Source organism: Rhizobium sp. BK591, assembly GCF_014195045.1.
Lineage (GTDB): Bacteria > Pseudomonadota > Alphaproteobacteria > Rhizobiales > Rhizobiaceae > Rhizobium > Rhizobium anhuiense.
On the sequence record NZ_JACIAZ010000009.1, the window covers coordinates 275449 to 290579 of the forward strand.

General features: G+C 63.5%; 14 protein-coding genes. 6 read left to right on the plus strand and 8 right to left on the minus strand.

The window, feature by feature from the left end; genetic code table 11:
* Positions 1–87: 87 nt before the first annotated feature.
* The 5 genes from FHX10_RS31710 (at position 88) to FHX10_RS31730 (ending at position 5165) form a co-directional block, all read left to right on the plus strand.
* On the plus strand, positions 88–1155 hold the full coding sequence (locus tag FHX10_RS31710) for an ABC transporter substrate-binding protein (RefSeq protein ID WP_063474142.1): 1068 nt from the start codon (positions 88–90) through the stop codon (positions 1153–1155).
* Complete coding sequence (locus FHX10_RS31715) at positions 1136–2239, plus strand: FecCD family ABC transporter permease (RefSeq protein WP_245294551.1); 1104 nt, start codon at positions 1136–1138, stop codon at positions 2237–2239. The genes FHX10_RS31710 and FHX10_RS31715 overlap by 20 nt, the downstream gene beginning before the upstream one ends.
* The gene (locus FHX10_RS31720; protein ID WP_082849677.1) at positions 2232–2990 is read left to right on the plus strand and encodes an ABC transporter ATP-binding protein; all 759 of its coding nucleotides are present in this window, start codon (positions 2232–2234) and stop codon (positions 2988–2990) included. Before FHX10_RS31715 ends, FHX10_RS31720 begins: the two co-directional genes overlap by 8 nt.
* Positions 2983–4281 (plus strand): DUF4350 domain-containing protein, encoded by a 1299-nt coding sequence (locus tag FHX10_RS31725; RefSeq protein ID WP_063474143.1) that lies wholly within the window; start codon positions 2983–2985, stop codon positions 4279–4281. Before FHX10_RS31720 ends, FHX10_RS31725 begins: the two co-directional genes overlap by 8 nt.
* Before the next feature lie 311 nt (positions 4282–4592).
* Positions 4593–5165, plus strand: coding sequence for a methyl-accepting chemotaxis protein (locus FHX10_RS31730; RefSeq protein ID WP_063474144.1), 573 nt, complete (start codon positions 4593–4595; stop codon positions 5163–5165).
* 117 nt (positions 5166–5282) lie between these two features.
* Here the strand turns inward: FHX10_RS31730 and FHX10_RS31735 are convergent, their stop codons facing one another.
* From FHX10_RS31735 to FHX10_RS31770, 8 genes are all read right to left on the minus strand, one after another.
* Entirely contained in the window at positions 5283–6728 is a 1446-nt protein-coding gene (locus FHX10_RS31735) for an aldehyde dehydrogenase (protein WP_063474145.1), read from the minus strand.
* Between the two features lie 23 nt (positions 6729–6751).
* Positions 6752–7537: a coniferyl-alcohol dehydrogenase gene (locus FHX10_RS31740; protein WP_063474146.1), complete on the minus strand. Its 786-nt coding sequence runs from the start codon at positions 7535–7537 to the stop codon at positions 6752–6754.
* Between the two features lie 40 nt (positions 7538–7577).
* Positions 7578–8603, minus strand: coding sequence for a branched-chain amino acid ABC transporter permease (locus FHX10_RS31745; protein ID WP_063474147.1), 1026 nt, complete (start codon positions 8601–8603; stop codon positions 7578–7580).
* A complete protein-coding gene (locus FHX10_RS31750; protein WP_063474148.1) occupies positions 8600–9514 on the minus strand; it encodes a branched-chain amino acid ABC transporter permease in 915 nt (304 codons plus the stop codon). The genes FHX10_RS31745 and FHX10_RS31750 overlap by 4 nt, the downstream gene beginning before the upstream one ends.
* Positions 9511–10239: an ABC transporter ATP-binding protein gene (locus FHX10_RS31755; protein ID WP_063474149.1), complete on the minus strand. Its 729-nt coding sequence runs from the start codon at positions 10237–10239 to the stop codon at positions 9511–9513. Before FHX10_RS31755 ends, FHX10_RS31750 begins: the two co-directional genes overlap by 4 nt.
* Positions 10236–10988 (minus strand): ABC transporter ATP-binding protein, encoded by a 753-nt coding sequence (locus FHX10_RS31760; RefSeq protein WP_184390695.1) that lies wholly within the window; start codon positions 10986–10988, stop codon positions 10236–10238. Before FHX10_RS31760 ends, FHX10_RS31755 begins: the two co-directional genes overlap by 4 nt.
* Before the next feature lie 5 nt (positions 10989–10993).
* The gene (locus FHX10_RS31765) at positions 10994–12313 is read right to left on the minus strand and encodes an ABC transporter substrate-binding protein (RefSeq protein WP_063474151.1); all 1320 of its coding nucleotides are present in this window, start codon (positions 12311–12313) and stop codon (positions 10994–10996) included.
* A gap of 68 nt (positions 12314–12381) precedes the next feature.
* Positions 12382–13866, minus strand: coding sequence for an aldehyde dehydrogenase (locus FHX10_RS31770; protein ID WP_029723122.1), 1485 nt, complete (start codon positions 13864–13866; stop codon positions 12382–12384).
* A gap of 216 nt (positions 13867–14082) precedes the next feature.
* On the opposite strand from FHX10_RS31770, the gene FHX10_RS31775 reads away from it, so the two are divergent.
* On the plus strand, positions 14083–14982 hold the full coding sequence (locus FHX10_RS31775) for a helix-turn-helix transcriptional regulator (RefSeq protein WP_025554744.1): 900 nt from the start codon (positions 14083–14085) through the stop codon (positions 14980–14982).
* Positions 14983–15131: the final 149 nt, after the last annotated feature.

Below are 15131 nucleotides of genomic sequence, written 5' to 3' on the forward strand. Positions count from 1 at the left end.
CATGACTATGGAACTCATGTTATTTACCCTGCCACCTCCGGCGCTCCGAGCGCCAAGGGGCCGGAGTGCCAGTCAAAGGAGTGATCCATGTCCAGCCGTCTCAAGGCTTTTTCCGCCTTGGCAATGTCCCTGTCGTTTTTCCTGCCAGCAACGCTGCATGCCGAAAGTTCGTTTGTCGATCATCGCGGCAAGACGATCACCTTCGAGAAGCCGCCGGAACGGGTGGTCACCATCGTTCGCTCCGCGCCGATCATCTATCGCGCCGTGGATGAGAAGGCGGACAATATCGTCGGCATGAACAAGGATTCGCTCACGCGTTATTTCACCAAGGGCATCTATGCCGAGATGCTGCCCGAAATGGCGAAGATCAATGCCAGCGCCGCCCAGGATGGTTTCGTGCCGAATGTCGAGGCGATCCTGGCGCAGAAGCCGGACGCGGTCATTCAGTGGAACCATAGTGAAAAGCTCATCGAGCCCCTGGAGCGCGCCGGTCTTACCGTCGTCGCCTGGCGGTGCTGCACCGAGCAGGACCGGCTCGACTATATCTCGCTGACCGGCGCCATGACCGGCCGCAACGACCGCGCCCAGGCGATCCTGAAGGCGCAGGCCGACACGTTGAAGACACTCGACGGCAAGGTCGCCAAGCTCGACAAATCGGCCTTTCCCTCCGTCCTGCATATCGACAAGGTGGCTGACCAGATCCAGGTCATCGCCAACGGTTCGCAGAACCTCTCGCTCAGCGGCGTGACCAATCCGGCCGCCGACAAATCGGGTGAATGGTGGCGCACCGTCGATTTCGAACAACTGCTGGTCTGGAACCCCGACATCATAGTCATTCCTGCCTATGCGACCGATCTCAGCCCCAAGGATTTCTTCGACAACCCGGTCCTTGCCAATCTCAAGGCGGTCAAGGAAAAGCGCGTCTACAAGCAGCCGGTCTTTGCCCGCACACCCGATGCGCCGGAGATCTTCCTGACGTCGGAATGGCTGGCGGCAGTCGCCCATGGCGCCGATTTCGCGCCGGATTTTCGAAAGCAGATCCGCGACGTCTACCAGCTGATCTACGGCGCCGAACTGACGGAGGATCAACTGAAGGCGATCCTCGAATCCGAAAGCAACGCGCCGGCGGACAAGTATGTCGAACTCTTCGGCTAAATCTAGCGCAAGCGGCCCGGCGCGGCATGCGAACGCCGCCGCGCCGGGCTGGACGGGGCGGAAACTGGCTTCGGTTTCCGTCCTTCCCGTTCTGATCGGCCTGCTGGTCGCAACCGTGCTCTATTCGGTAACGATCGGCCGCTACGACCTGTCGGTCCGGGATGTCGCCTATATCCTGATCGACAATATCCACCCGCTGGTCACGCCTTATTGGGATCCGGTGCAGGAGGTGGTGGTCGAGCAGGTCCGCCTACCGCGCATCATAGCGGCCGTCATCATCGGCTTCGGCCTGTCCATTTCGGGCGCGGCGCTGCAGGGGCTCTTCCGCAATCCGCTGGTGGATCCCGGTATCATCGGCGTGACGGCGGGGGCCGGTTTCGGCGGGACGCTGGCGATCCTCATCGGATTGCAGGGCTATCTTCTGTTGAGCATGGCCTTCCTCTTCGGCATCGCCAGCATTTTCCTCGTCAAGCTGTTGTCGACGGTGCGCGGGCGCACGAGCATGCTGACGCTGGTTCTGGCGGGCGTCGTCATATCGGCCTTCTTTTCGGCGGCGATCTCAATTGCCAAACTGCTGGCCGATCCCTTCCAGAAACTGCCGGCCATCACCTATTGGCTGATGGGCAGCATCGCCTCCAGCAGCTATTGGGACGTTCTTCTGATGGCGGTGGCGGTGGTGCCGTCCGCCGTTGCGATCTATCTCCTGCGCTTCCAGATCAACATCATGTCGCTCGGCGAGGAAAAGGCGAGGGCGCTCGGCACGAAGGTGGTGCTGGTGCAATGGATCATCCTGCTTGCGTCGGCGCTGATTTCGGCGGGCGTGGTTGCGACATCGGGCATCATCGGATGGGTCGGCCTCGTCATTCCGCATGTCGCCCGCGCGCTCGTCGGCGCCGATCATCAACGGTTGCTGCCGGTCTCCGGCGTCATCGGCGCGATCTATCTGCTGATGGTCGACAATCTCGCGCGAACGGTGAGCACGGCCGAGATCCCGCTCGGCATCATCACCGCGCTGATCGGCGTTCCCGTTTTCGCGGTGATCCTGCGCCGCCTGCATGCCAAGGGAGGCTGGTCCAGTGATTGAGGCAAGCGATCTCACCGTCGAGCGCGGCGGCAAAACCATCCTCAGCAATTACAGCCTCAGCCTGGAGCGCGGGCGGATTCTGGCCGTGCTCGGCGCCAATGGCGTCGGCAAGACGACGCTGATCAATACGCTGATCGGCGTCATCAAGCCGAAGTCGGGGCGGCTTTCGATCGGCGGGCAGGTGGGTTTCGTGCCGCAGCTCTTCGAAGTGCCGTTTTCCTATTCCGCTCTCGATATCGTCCTGATGGGAAGGGCGCGCCACCTCGGCCTGTTCGGTTCGCCGGGCAGGAGGGATTATGAGCTGGCGCGGCACTATTTCCACATGCTCGCTATCGAACATCTCGAACCGCAGGCCTTCAATTCGTTGAGCGGCGGCCAGCGCCAGCTTGTCATGATCGCTCAGGCGTTGGCATCGGAATGTGAGCTCCTGATTCTCGACGAACCCTGCGCGGCACTCGACTACAAGAACCAGGACAAGGTTCTGTGCCTGCTCGAGCAGCTCAGGGACAGGCATGGCATGACCATCGCCTTTTCCACCCACATGCCGCAGCACGCGGTGGAGATTGCCAGCGATGTCCTGCTGATGACCAGCGGCAGCAGCTATGTCTGCGGCCCGACTGCGGATGCGCTCAGCGCCGGAAATCTGAGCGACCTCTACGACCTGCCGATCGCGCGCGCCGATTTCGATGGGCTCGCCAAACACACCTATGCGCCCGTGTTCCGGCATGAGGGAGCCCGTTTCGATGGCTGAAGCAATAAGGCCCGGAAAAGGCATCGCCTATATCCATTGGGGCAATAGCTGGCAGCTGCGCAGCTTCCAGGATTTCCGTCACTATATCGACGATCTCATCTACATCAACGATCTGCCCAGGCTCGACCTGTCGTCCTACGCCGCCGTGGTCATGCCGGATGCGATGGATGCGGCGGCACCGCAGCCGCATGCAGAGCAGCTGAACGCCTATCTCCACGGCGGCGGTTTTCTCGTCGTCTGCCTGCAGGGGCATGCCGACTGGATCGATATTCCAGGGTTGGAATGGACGCCGGGAAATTGCCGCGATTGGCTGTGGTGGACGAAGGGCGAAAGACTGGAGGTCAGCCTCTCCGAGCCGCACCACCCGATCACCGAAAGCATGCCGCTCTCGCATATGAGCTGGCACTGGGGCGGCTCCTACAATGTTCCTGAAGGCGCGCGCTCGATCCTCGAGATCGACGATGGGCGCGGCAGCCTGTTTCTCGATTTTCCCGCGCTGCCGGGCGGCGGGCGTTTGCTGCTCGCAACGCTGGACCCCCATTCGCACAACGGCCAGCGCTTCATGCCGGCGACCACGCGTTTTCTGCGCTCCTTCTATCCCTGGCTGAACCGCGAGCTCGGCATCGAGCGGCCCGCGAGAAATCGCTTCACCTATCTGCAATGCTCGCACGTCCCGTCGGAGTGGCATCCCGACGGGCTGGAGGAAAGCCTCCGGCACACCGGTTTCGAGACATTGTTCGCTCCGCTTTATCAGCTCGGTCCCGACCTTCTCGACGGCACGGATACGCTCTACATTCCAAGCAGCCATGACGAGTTCTTCCTCAAGAGCCGGGCGAACGATCTCCTGGCATTTCTGGAGCGCGGTGGAAACCTGATCATCGCGGCCGAACCGTGCCAGCCGTGGCTGCCCTTCATGGCGCCGTTCCATGCCGTGCCGCCGCGTCCCTTCGCCAACATCAAAGTCCGCCTGCGCGACGACCGCTTCGGCATCTTCTCCGATCTCGGCGACGGCTTCGACGCGTGGAAGGGAATTTTCGGCCAATATGCGCGCGGCTGGACCGACCCGCCGCCCGGAGCGATCTGGCTGACCGATATCGGCCCCGAGCACGATCCGAAGCCGGCGGACTGGATATGGCAATATCCGACCCGGACCGGCCGCGGCGGATATGTCTTCATGCACAATGGCGACAACATGACCCGCTATCCCGACCGTGGCCCGAAAAAGGAAGCGCTGCTTGCCAATATCGCCGTCGCCCTGAGAAAGCTCTCCATCGGCGAGCTTCTCTTTTAGCGGGAGTGGGGAGAAGGCACGAAAGCCGGCCTGCGCGTTGCGAGCGACCGGCCAATAGTCAAAACACGTCTATTCTGTCCGTTCTGCGCGAGAAAATACGGGGGCTGCGGGGCGCCGAAGGATTTTCTTAAACGTTGCCGCCTTGGATGGGATCGCTGTCTGTCAACGGATGATACCGCCTCGGTCACAGGCGGCAGCGGCGCAATCGTTCGGCATGCAAACGGGAATAAGACATGATCCATGGCATTTGCGCTCTGACGATTCACCACGGGTCTCATGCCCGTGGCGCGTTGCGCTAAGGTTCGGTGCGCATGGTCGAGACAACCAACAGCTCCGGACGGAATAAAGCGCATCAGGATCGAGCCGATCATCCCGACACCGGCGAGGCAATCACGGATCTCGGAGATCAGAAAGCCAGATTCTGCGCCGAAATCGCGGCCTTGGCCAATGCTGCCATGAACGGGGATCTCAGACGGCGAATGAACGCCGACTACGCGGATCCGGATCTTCGTCGTTCGGCTGTCATCCTCAATGAGCTGATTTCGTCGATCGACGGCAACCTGTCCGATTTCAACGATGCGATGACCGCTTTTGCCCAGGGAGATCTCCGCATCAGCGTGCGGGCCAAGCACCGCGGCGCATTCGGGCAATTGCAGAAGAACTTCAATCTGGCCGTGGCCACGATCCGCTCGATGTTGGGAGAGCAAGGTTCGGAACGGTTCACGGATAAGGCGACAAAATTCGGCCGGATGCTGGCAGCCTTCCGATCGAAGGGAATTGCTTTCGGCGTTCGGATTCCCGACGAAGATGCGCAGCCAATTCCCTCGCCGCCCCACGATCTCTGGCTGAAGCTTGCCGACGCCCTGGACGACTTCTCGATCTGAACGGTCGCCGTGGCGTCGGTGTGCCGACCGTTCGACGAGGTGACCGCACCGCAATGCAATAGAGCGCCGCGTCTCCGACAGGACGCTCTATCGCTTTGCCGGTGATGCCTCTCAGCCTCAGAAAGGATAGTGCTGGGCGGAATCTTCCACCGTGATCCAGCGCAGGTCGGTGAATTCGGCGATTGCCGCCTTGCCGCCGAAGCGGCCGTAGCCGCTGCCTTTGACGCCGCCGAAGGGCATCTGCGCCTCGTCATGCAGCGTCGGGCCGTTGACGTGGCAGATGCCGGATTCGATCCGCGCCGCAACCGCCATTGCCCGCTGGATGTCGCGGCTGAAGACGGCGGAGGACAGGCCGTATTCGGTGTCGTTGGCGATGCGGATGGCTTCCTCCTCACCGGCAACACGAATGATCGGCTTCACCGGACCGAAGGATTCTTCCGCATAGACGCGCATCTCGGGCGTGACGTGATCGAGCAGCGTCGCCTCGACCACGGTGCCCGAGCGCTTGCCGCCGGCCACGAGCTTGGCCCCCTTGGCCGTCGCATCGGCGATCAGCTCCTCCATTTTCTTCGCTGCATCGAGGCTGATCAGCGAGCCGAGAACGACGTGGCCCCGCGGATCGCCGGCCGGCAGCTGGCTGGCGCGGGCGGCCAGTTTGGCGACGAACTGATCGGCGATCGTCTCGTCGACGATGATCCGCTCCGTCGACATGCAGATCTGGCCCTGATGCATGAAGGCGCCGAAAATGGCGGCATTGACGGCGCCGTCGATATCGGCGTCGTCGAGGATGACGAGCGGTGCCTTGCCGCCGAGCTCGAGAAGGGCGGGCTTCAGATATTTGCCGCAGGTCTCGGCGATGATCTTGCCGACCTTGGTCGAGCCGGTGAAATTCACGCGCTTGACGGCCGGATGGGCGATCAGCGCGGCGACGATCTGAGGCGCATCTTCCGGCGCATTGGTGATGACGTTGATGACGCCGGCTGGCAGCCCTGCTTCTGTCAGCGCGGTGGCAATCAGCCGATGCGTGCCGGGGCATTGTTCGGATGCCTTGAGGATGACGGTGTTGCCGCAGGCGATCGGCATGGCGATGGCGCGGGTGGCGAGGATGACGGGCGCGTTCCAGGGGGCAATCGCCAGGCAGACGCCGGCCGCCTGGCGAACACCCATGGCGAGCGTGCCGGGTTTGTCGGAAGGGATGATTTCGCCTGTGATCTGCGTCGTCATGGCGCCGGCCTCGCGCAGGATATTGGCGGCGAGCATGACATTGAAACCGGCCCAGGGTGCGGTTGCGCCGGTCTCCTCGATCATCAGCCGGGTAAACTCGCCGACTTTCGAATCCATGATATCGGCAGCCTTCATCAGGATCGCGCGGCGCTGGCCGGGGCCGGTCTTCGACCAGGCGCCGAAGGCAGCGGAGGCGGCATTGACGGCTGCGGCAACGTCGTCCAGGTCCGCCGCTGCGGCGCGGCTTGCGAGCTTCTCGGTGAAGGGATCGAGACGATCATAGGTCCGGCCGGTGGAGGCCGCGCGGTCGGCGCCGTTTATGAGGAGGGAAATATTCATCTGAGGTCTCCTGGGGACAAGGATTAGAAGCCGAGGACTTCGGCGTTGATGGACGCTTCGAGGCCGCCGTCGACGGCAATGTTGGCGCCGTTGATCCAGCGCGCGCCATCCGAGCAGAGGAAGAGCACGGCCGGCGCGATATCGGCTGAGGTGCCGGCCCGGCCGACGCGGGTGATGTCGCTGTCGACCCTCGCGTCACCGAGCACGGCGCGGAACTGCTTGAGGATCGGCGTTTCCACCGGTCCGGGGCTGACCGCATTGACCCGGATGCCGCGGCTTTTGAACAGCGGCTGGTGGGCGGCGCGCATGGTCCAGAGCAGCAGCAGTTCCTTGGAGAGCGGGTAGCCTTGCTCGTCCTTGAGGCCGTGTTCGGCCACAACCGCCGCCACGTCCGGAAAACCTTCTTTGCCGGCCAAGGCCTTTGCCCGCTCGAGATTGGCGCGCCAGCCGTAGCCGGCAATCGAGGCGACGTTGACGACGGCGCCGCCTTCGCGCAGGCGGGGTGCCACGGCTTCGGACAGGGCGCGAAGGCCGTAGAAATTGACGGCGAGCGTCGAGGCGATACCGGTGCTGCCGGAAAGGCCGGCGACATTGGCGAGCGCGTCGAGGCGTGTCGGCAACTGCGCGACGATGTCGGCAACGCCTGATGGGGTGGACAGATCGCCCTTGATGAAGGCGGCACTTCCACCGGCCGGTTCGCGCACATCGACGCCGATGACCTCGGCACCCATCTGGCCGGCCAGCTCGGCCGTGCGGGCGCCGATGCCGGAAGCCACGCCGGTCACCAGGATTGTTTTACCAAAAAGCATGAACGTCACCTTTCGCAAGAGAGTCCGGACATAAGCCGGCTCATTCTTCCCATTTGATCTTATGCGGACCCGGCAATTTCAGCCGGTAGCCGACGGGCAGAAGTTGAAAATCGTAGCGGCGCTCGATTTCGCCCCACAGGCCGCGTGGCAGGTAGAGGGAGAAAATCAGGGCGGTGGCACCGAGGCCAATCAGGTACCAGACGCCGGCTGCGCCGAAGAAGGTCTCGATCACGAAGAACAGGATGGCGCCGAGGATGGCGCCTTCGAATTTGCCGATCCCGCCGACCAGCACCATGAAGATCATGTAGGCCGTCCATTGGACGCTGAAATAGGTCTTCGGCTGGAAGGTCGTGGCGGTTGCCAGCCACAGGCCTCCGGCGACGGCGATGCCGAAGGCGGCGAGCACGAAGAGCAGCCTCTTCGTCGCGATCACGCGCACGCCGACCGAGGTCGCCGCCTCCTCATTGTCGCGGATCGCCTGCATGGCAGCGCCCGCGCGGCTGCGCATCAGGATGAAGAGCGCGCCGAGCAGGGCGGCCATGGCCGCCAATGCGAGCCAGTAGATCGTCGCCCGCCGCGTGCCGCTGTCATAGACGTTGAGCGAAATCAGCGAGGTTCCGGTTTCTCCCTGGATCAGGCCGTCGAGGTTGACGAGCAGGTGGGCGAGTGTGGCGACCACCCACATGCCGATCGCAAACTCGCCGCCCTTCAGGCGCAGCATGAACAGCGAAAGCGGGATCGACAGCGCACCGGTGACGATCGCGGCGGCAAACAGCGCGGCGAAGGGATTGAGCCCCGCATCGGCAAGCCGGATGGTGAAATAGGCGCCGAGGCCGAAGAATACCTGCTGGCCGACCGAAACCAGCCCGCCGAAACCGGCAAGCGCATTCCACATGGCGGCAAGGATCACGTAGATGAACAGGGCCGTCAGCCGGTCGATCGCGCCGGCGCCGAGCACGGCGGGAGCGAACATCAGCAAGGCGAGTACCGCGGCCATGGAGCCGAGCGCCACCCGAGACGATTTCGTCCAGCGCTCTATCGATATTCCGTTGGAGATGATGGTCATGTCGGGCTCCGGAGACGGGCGCGCAGCTTGAGAGAGGCGCCGAATTTGTCGAGAACCGGCATGCCGAACCGGGACAGCCTGACGAACAGCACCAGCAGGAACACGGCATGGCCGCCGATCAGGAAGCCTTGCGGATGCAATTGCGCGCCGAGCGATTGGGCAAGGCCGAGAACGATGCCGCCGGCAAGCGTGCCCCATAGTGATCCCGCTCCGCCGATCACGGCCGCCTCGAAGGCGAAGAGAAGCTGCGGGCCGCCGGCATAGGGGCTGAAGGTCGCCCGCATCCCGAGAAAGGCGCCGGCGATGCCGACCGTGACCATGGTGATCGCAGTGGCGACGGCGTTGACCCTGCGGGCATCGATGCCGACCAGTCCTGCCGTATCGGGATCTTCCGCCGTCGCGCGGATGGCGCGGCCGAGGGCAAAGCGGCTGAGGAAGAACTGCAGCGTGCCGAGAATGAGGACTGCGGCCACCATCATCATGACGGCAAGCTTGCCGACGAAGATGTGGCCGGGCAGCTGCCAGGAGGCATAGGACAGGTTGCCGATGAAGGGCGCGAGCGACCTTGTGTCGGCGCCGAACTGCTCGAACAGCAGGTTATCGATGACGATTGACAGGCCGAAGGTCGTGAGAATCGGCAGGAGCGTGCCGCCGCGGGCGCTGCGTTCCAGGATGAAGCGCTGCAGCAGCCAGCCGACGGCCGCCATCACCGGCAGCACGATCAGCAGGCCGTAGAAAGGCGGAATGCCGGCTTTGGCGGCGAGCAGCCACAGGCCGTAGGCGGCTGCGACCGCCAGGCTGCCATGCGCGAGATTGATGATCCGCATGACGGAGAACATGAAGGACAGGCCGCAGGCGATAACGGCGTAGTAACCGCCGAGCAGAATGCCCTGGAGCAGGGTATTGATCACGATGCGCTCCTTTCGCCGGCTGCCCGGTGCAATCCGAAATAGGCTTGGGTGACGTGCTCGCGCGTGACGGCCGCCGCCGGCCTGTCGAGGACGATGCGTCCCTCGAGCATGCAGATGACACGGCTTGCCACGCTCATGGCGCGGGCGAGATCCTGCTCGACGAGCACGATTGTTGTTCCCGACGTCAGCAGCGCTTGCAGCTGGGCATAGACGCGATCGACGACCAGAGGCGAAAGCCCGAGCGAGACCTCGTCCAGGAGAAGAATATCGGGATTGCTCATCAGCGCCCGGCCGATGGCGGTCGCCTGCTGTTCCCCGCCCGAGAGGTGCCCGGTCTTGGCGTGACGACGGGGTTTCAGGTTGGGAAAGGCGTCGAGCACGCGATCGATGCTCCACTCGCCCTTGCGGCCGGAGCTCTTTCCGAGAAGCAGGTTTTCCTCCACCGTCATCTGTGAAAACAGGCGCCGGCCTTCCGGCACCAGGGCGATGCCCTTGGCGATGCGCTTGTGGGACGGCACGGAAGCCAGATCTTCATCGTTGAGAAGGACGCGGCCGGAGGATGGAAGATGGGCGCCGGCGATCGATCGAAGCAGCGTCGTCTTGCCGGCGCCGTTCGCGCCGACCAGCGCCAGCACTTCGCCCTTGGCAAGATCGAAACTGACGCCGCGCACCGCCTGCAGCAGGCCGTGGCGGACGTCGAGGTCGCGGATGGAAAGAAGGCTCATGCGGGCGTCCCTCCAAGATAGGCCTTGACCACCTCCGCATTGCTCATGACCATTTTCGGTTCGCCATCGGCGATGATCCTGCCGGCGTCCATGCAGATCAGCCGTTCTGCCACCTGCAGCAGGATATGAACGATATGCTCGATCCAGACGATGCCGATGCCGCGGCGGCGCAATTCGAGGATGGTTTCGACGAGCTCGCTCGCCTCGCCATTGGTCAGGCCGCCGCCGATCTCGTCGAGCAGCAACAGTCTCGGCTGCGTGGCAAGCGCGCGGGCAAGCTCCAGCCGTTTGCGATCCAGCAGGCCGAGCGTATCGGCGGGGCGGTTGGCGACATCAAGCATACCGCAGAGCGAAAGCGAATCCACCACGCGCTCATAGGCCTCGTCGCGGCTGGCGGCATGGCCGTGCGATGCGGCGACGAAAACATTCTCGAAGGTCGTCATGCCGCTGAAGGGTTTGGGAATTTGATGGGTCCGGACGAGCCCGGAGCGGCAGCGTTCTGCCGCCGTCCGGTTCGTCACGTCGGCGCCATCGAAGGTGATGCTTCCCTCGCTCGGCGGAAAGGCGCCGGCGAGCACGCTGAGCAGGGTCGTCTTGCCCGCGCCGTTCGGCCCGACAATGCCGACCGCCTCGCCATCGCCCATGGAAAAATCCAGATTCTCCAGGACCACCAGCGCGCCGAACCGCTTGTGGATCCCTTTGGCCGAGAGAAAGGCTCCTCCCGGCCGTCTTTGCGCTTGCTGCTGCACTTTGGTTATCCGTTGTAAGCGGTGAGCTTGGCGCCGACCGGAACGTTCGGGTCGGTGGCGTTTTCGGTGACGACGTAGTCGAGCGCGAATTTCGAGCCCTCCGGCGCTTTCACCCATTGCGTGCCGATGATCGGCCCGGGAGAAACATTGGCGACGGGACCGCTGGTGAAGTCGACCTTGCCGGCGATCGTCGTGGTCTTCAGCGTGCTCAGCGCCTTGGCGACGGCCTCCTTGCTCTTGACGTCGGCGCTGGCTTTCAGCGCATCGAAGCCGGCGTCGAGAAGCGCAAGGCTGGCGCCGAGCTGCTGCGTCCACTGTTTGCCGCTTGCCGTTTCATAACCGTCGGCGAGTTCGGTTCCGGAGACACCCGTCAGCGTCGATTTGTAGGGGAAGGCCTTGTGCCAATAGGCGGCGCTGCCGATGTTCAGGCCGAGGCCGCCGAGCGCCTCGATGTCGGAGGGAAACAGGCCCGTCTTGGCGATCTGGCAGATCTTGATCTGCTGGGTGAGACCCTGCTGCGCGGCCTGACGCCAGAAGGCGGCGAAATCGGGCGGGATCGGGAACGAATTGAAGATCTCCACGCCCTCCTGCCTGAAGAGGGCGATCTGCGCGGTAAAATCAGTGGTGCCGGTTTCATAGGCGCCGGGATCGACGATGGTGAAGCCCTCCTTGGCGAGCGCCGGCGCCAGATGGGCACGGATCGCATTGCCGTCGGCATCGTTGGGATACATGACGCCGACCTTCTTGTTGGTCTCGATCAGGTTCCACTGCGAAACATAGGCCTTGTGGAATTCTTCGACGCCGAAGCCGAAATGATAGGTCCACTTGAACGGCGAGGGCGCTCCGGGCTTGGCGCCGCGGCCGAAATACCAGGCTTCCCAGGGCATGACCGTCGAGAGGCAGGGAATGCCGGCCGCTTCGCAGGCGTCGGCCACCGGGTTGATGGTTTCGGGCGTCGAGACGGCAAGCATCAGGTCGATCGACTGGTTGTTGATCAGGTCCTTCGCCAGCTGGCCGGCGCGCGAGGGATCGGATTGGGTATCCTGGTCGAGGATCTCCACCTTCCAGGTCTTGCCGCCCGCCTGCAGGCCGTTCGCCAGCGCCTTGCGCGCCAGGTCGAGCACATAGCCGTCCGTCTCGCCGAAGCCGCCGAGCGGGCCGGTGCGCGGGCTGATGAAGCCGACCTTCAGCGTGTCGCTGCTTTGCGCAAAGGCGGTGCGGCCGGAAAGCGCCAGTGCCGCGCCTCCCGCCACGGTCGATGCGATGAAAGAGCGGCGGCTCAGCGATGCCGCGTTGAATTTTCCGCTGCGGAAAATGCCGTTCATGAAATCATTCCTCCCTCTTGATGGGGCCTCCCAGCCCGTTCCCAATGTTCATTTCCACCGATCTCAGTTCAGATCGGGTAGTGCCGTTTTCCCGATGCGATGGTCACCCATCGGAGCTCGGTGAATTCATCGATTGCCGCCTTGCCGCCGAAGCGGCCGTAGCCGCTTGATTTGACGCCGCCGAAGGGCATTTGCGGCTCGTCGGAAACTGTCGCCTCGTTGATGTGGCAGATGCCGGATTCGAGCCGCATGGCGACGGCAAGCGCGGCATTGACGTCGGCGCTGAAAACGGCGGCCGAAAGCCCGTATTCATTGTCGTTGGCAACCGTCACGGCCTCATCGACGCTGCCGACCCGGATGATCGCGGCGACCGGCCCAAAGCTCTCCTCGCGGTAGATGCGCATGGCGGGTGTGACGTGATCGATGACGGTCGCGTCCATCAGCGTGCCGTTGGCGTGACCGCCGCAGACGAGCACCGCGCCTTTCTGCAGGGCGTCGTCGATGAGCGACCTGACCCGCCGGATGGCCTCGGCGTTGATCAGCGTGCCGAGCGGCGTGTTGCCGTCCTTCGGGTTGCCGGCGACGAGGGTTGCGGCCTTCGCCCGGAACTTGCCGACGAAGCCGTCGGCGATCTCGTCCATCAGGATGATCCGTTCGGTCGACATGCAGATCTGGCCTTGGTTCATGAAGGCGCCGAAGGCGGCAGCACTGACGGCTTCGTCGATATCGGCGTCGGCCAGAACGATGAACGGCGCCTTGCCGCCGAGTTCGAGCAGGCAGCGCTTGAGATGTCGTGCCGCGGATTCGGCGATGATCCGGCCGACACGGGTGGAGCCGGTGAAATTGATGCGGCGCACGGCCGGATGGGCGATCAGGGCGTCGACAACGGCGGCGGCATCGCTCGGCGCATTGGAAACGACATTGACGACGCCGCGCGGAAAGCCGGCGTCACACAGGACGTCGCCGATCAGGCCATGGGTTTTCGGGCAGAGTTCGGAAGCCTTCAGGATGACCGTGTTGCCGCAGGCAAGCGGCATGGCGACGGCGCGGGTGCCGAGGATGATGGGCGCATTCCAGGGGGCAATGCCGACGCAGACGCCTGCCGGCTGGCGGACCGCCATGGCAAGGTTTCCCGGAATACCTGAAGGAATGAGCTCGCCCGAGATTTGCGTGGTCATCGCCGCAGCCTCTCGGAGAATATCCGCGCCGAGCCCGCAATTGATCGCGGCCCATTGCGCGGTGGCGCCGGTTTCGCCGGTCATGGCGGCGATGAGTTCCGGTGCGCGCGCGTCCAGGATATCGGCGGCGGCATTCAGCAGCCTGCGCCGTTCGCCCGGCCCGGTCTGCGACCAGTCCGGAAAGGCTGCCGCGGCCGCATTGGCAGCCCTTGTCATGTCGGCAACGGATCCTGCCGAGGCGATCGTCGCGACATCGCCGGTCAGCGGATCGATGCGTTCGAAGGTGGCCCCTTCGGAAGCATCCATCGCCTCGTTGTTGATCATCAGCTTTGCCGCGAACACTGTTCCACCCACTTCGTCACGTGTTGGCGCCATGTGCCGGCGCCTGCTTTATTGCCATGGGGAGAAAACGAGCGGACGCGGCGCCACGAGGGTCGCCTGACGATTCCCACATCTGCTGAAGAGCCTCCTCCCAAAGGCTGATGAGAAAAGGTTACGCCGATCCGGCGTGGATGGAATGCGATTTATTGGGTTAATATTGTAATTATCTGGCAATTGCCGCATATTTGACGCGGGAATGGAGGAGAGGCCTTGGCGACGGACGGGGGGATTCATCACTATGCCAGGGGCGAGTGGCACGGGCCGTCGCTGTCGCACCGGCGCATCCGTTTCCAAAGAGGACTCTATTCCGATTTCCACCATTTTCTTCTGCTCGGGGAGGGGAGTGGGGAGCTTCATTTCGACAATGGCGACCATCGGCCGCTGCACGGACCGCTGCTTGCCTTCCTGCCGCCGCAGGCGCGCTGCGACCTGTCGATATCAGCCGGAAGCGCGGCCCATCTGGTCGGCGCCTCGCCGCAGATCATGGTCGATGCGATCGGCGACAAGGTGGAATCCTATTCGCTGCGCATCTTCACCGAGCAGCGCAAGCTGGTCGAGGCACTGGATCCCTCAGCAGTGGCCGAAATCAGCCCGCTGATTTCGGGCTTCGTGCGGGAACTGGGCGATCCCGCCCGCTCCTCCTGGATGGTCGCATCCGCCTATATCCGGCTCATTCTGATGGCGCTGTGGCGCGGCTCAGACGGCGAGAGAAGCGAGCAGCGCGGGCAGGGCGAAACCGGGTCGATCCTGCAGAGATACCGGCAACTGGTCGAGGCCGGTTTCCGCCGGCACCGGCCGATCAGCGATTATGCCGCGGAATTGGGCGTCACGGCCGACCGGCTGCATTCCATCTGCCAAAGGGCGCTCGGCCGCTCGCCGATCCAGCTCCTGCATGAGCGCGTGGTGCAGGAGGCAAAACTCAGGCTGGAACGATCGGCCCGCAATATCCAGGAAATCTCCGACAGCCTCGGCTTTCGCGATCCGACCTATTTCAGCCATTTCTTCAAACGCAAGACCGGCCTTTCCCCCGCCGGCTACCGCGAAATCGCCCGCGCTTCGGCCGGCTCGGAAAACAGCATGCTGTCCTCGGGTTATGCGGATTGGCCTTAGGTTTGGGGCCATTGGGAAAAAGTTGGAATTTGCCGGGTCTTGGATCGCAAATCGTGCGAACATGGAATCCCAAGCTGGGGTAGGATTGCAATGCGCCAGGAAGTGGTCGTTGCGCGCCGCAATCGGCAATGGTCGACATGGGGCCGATA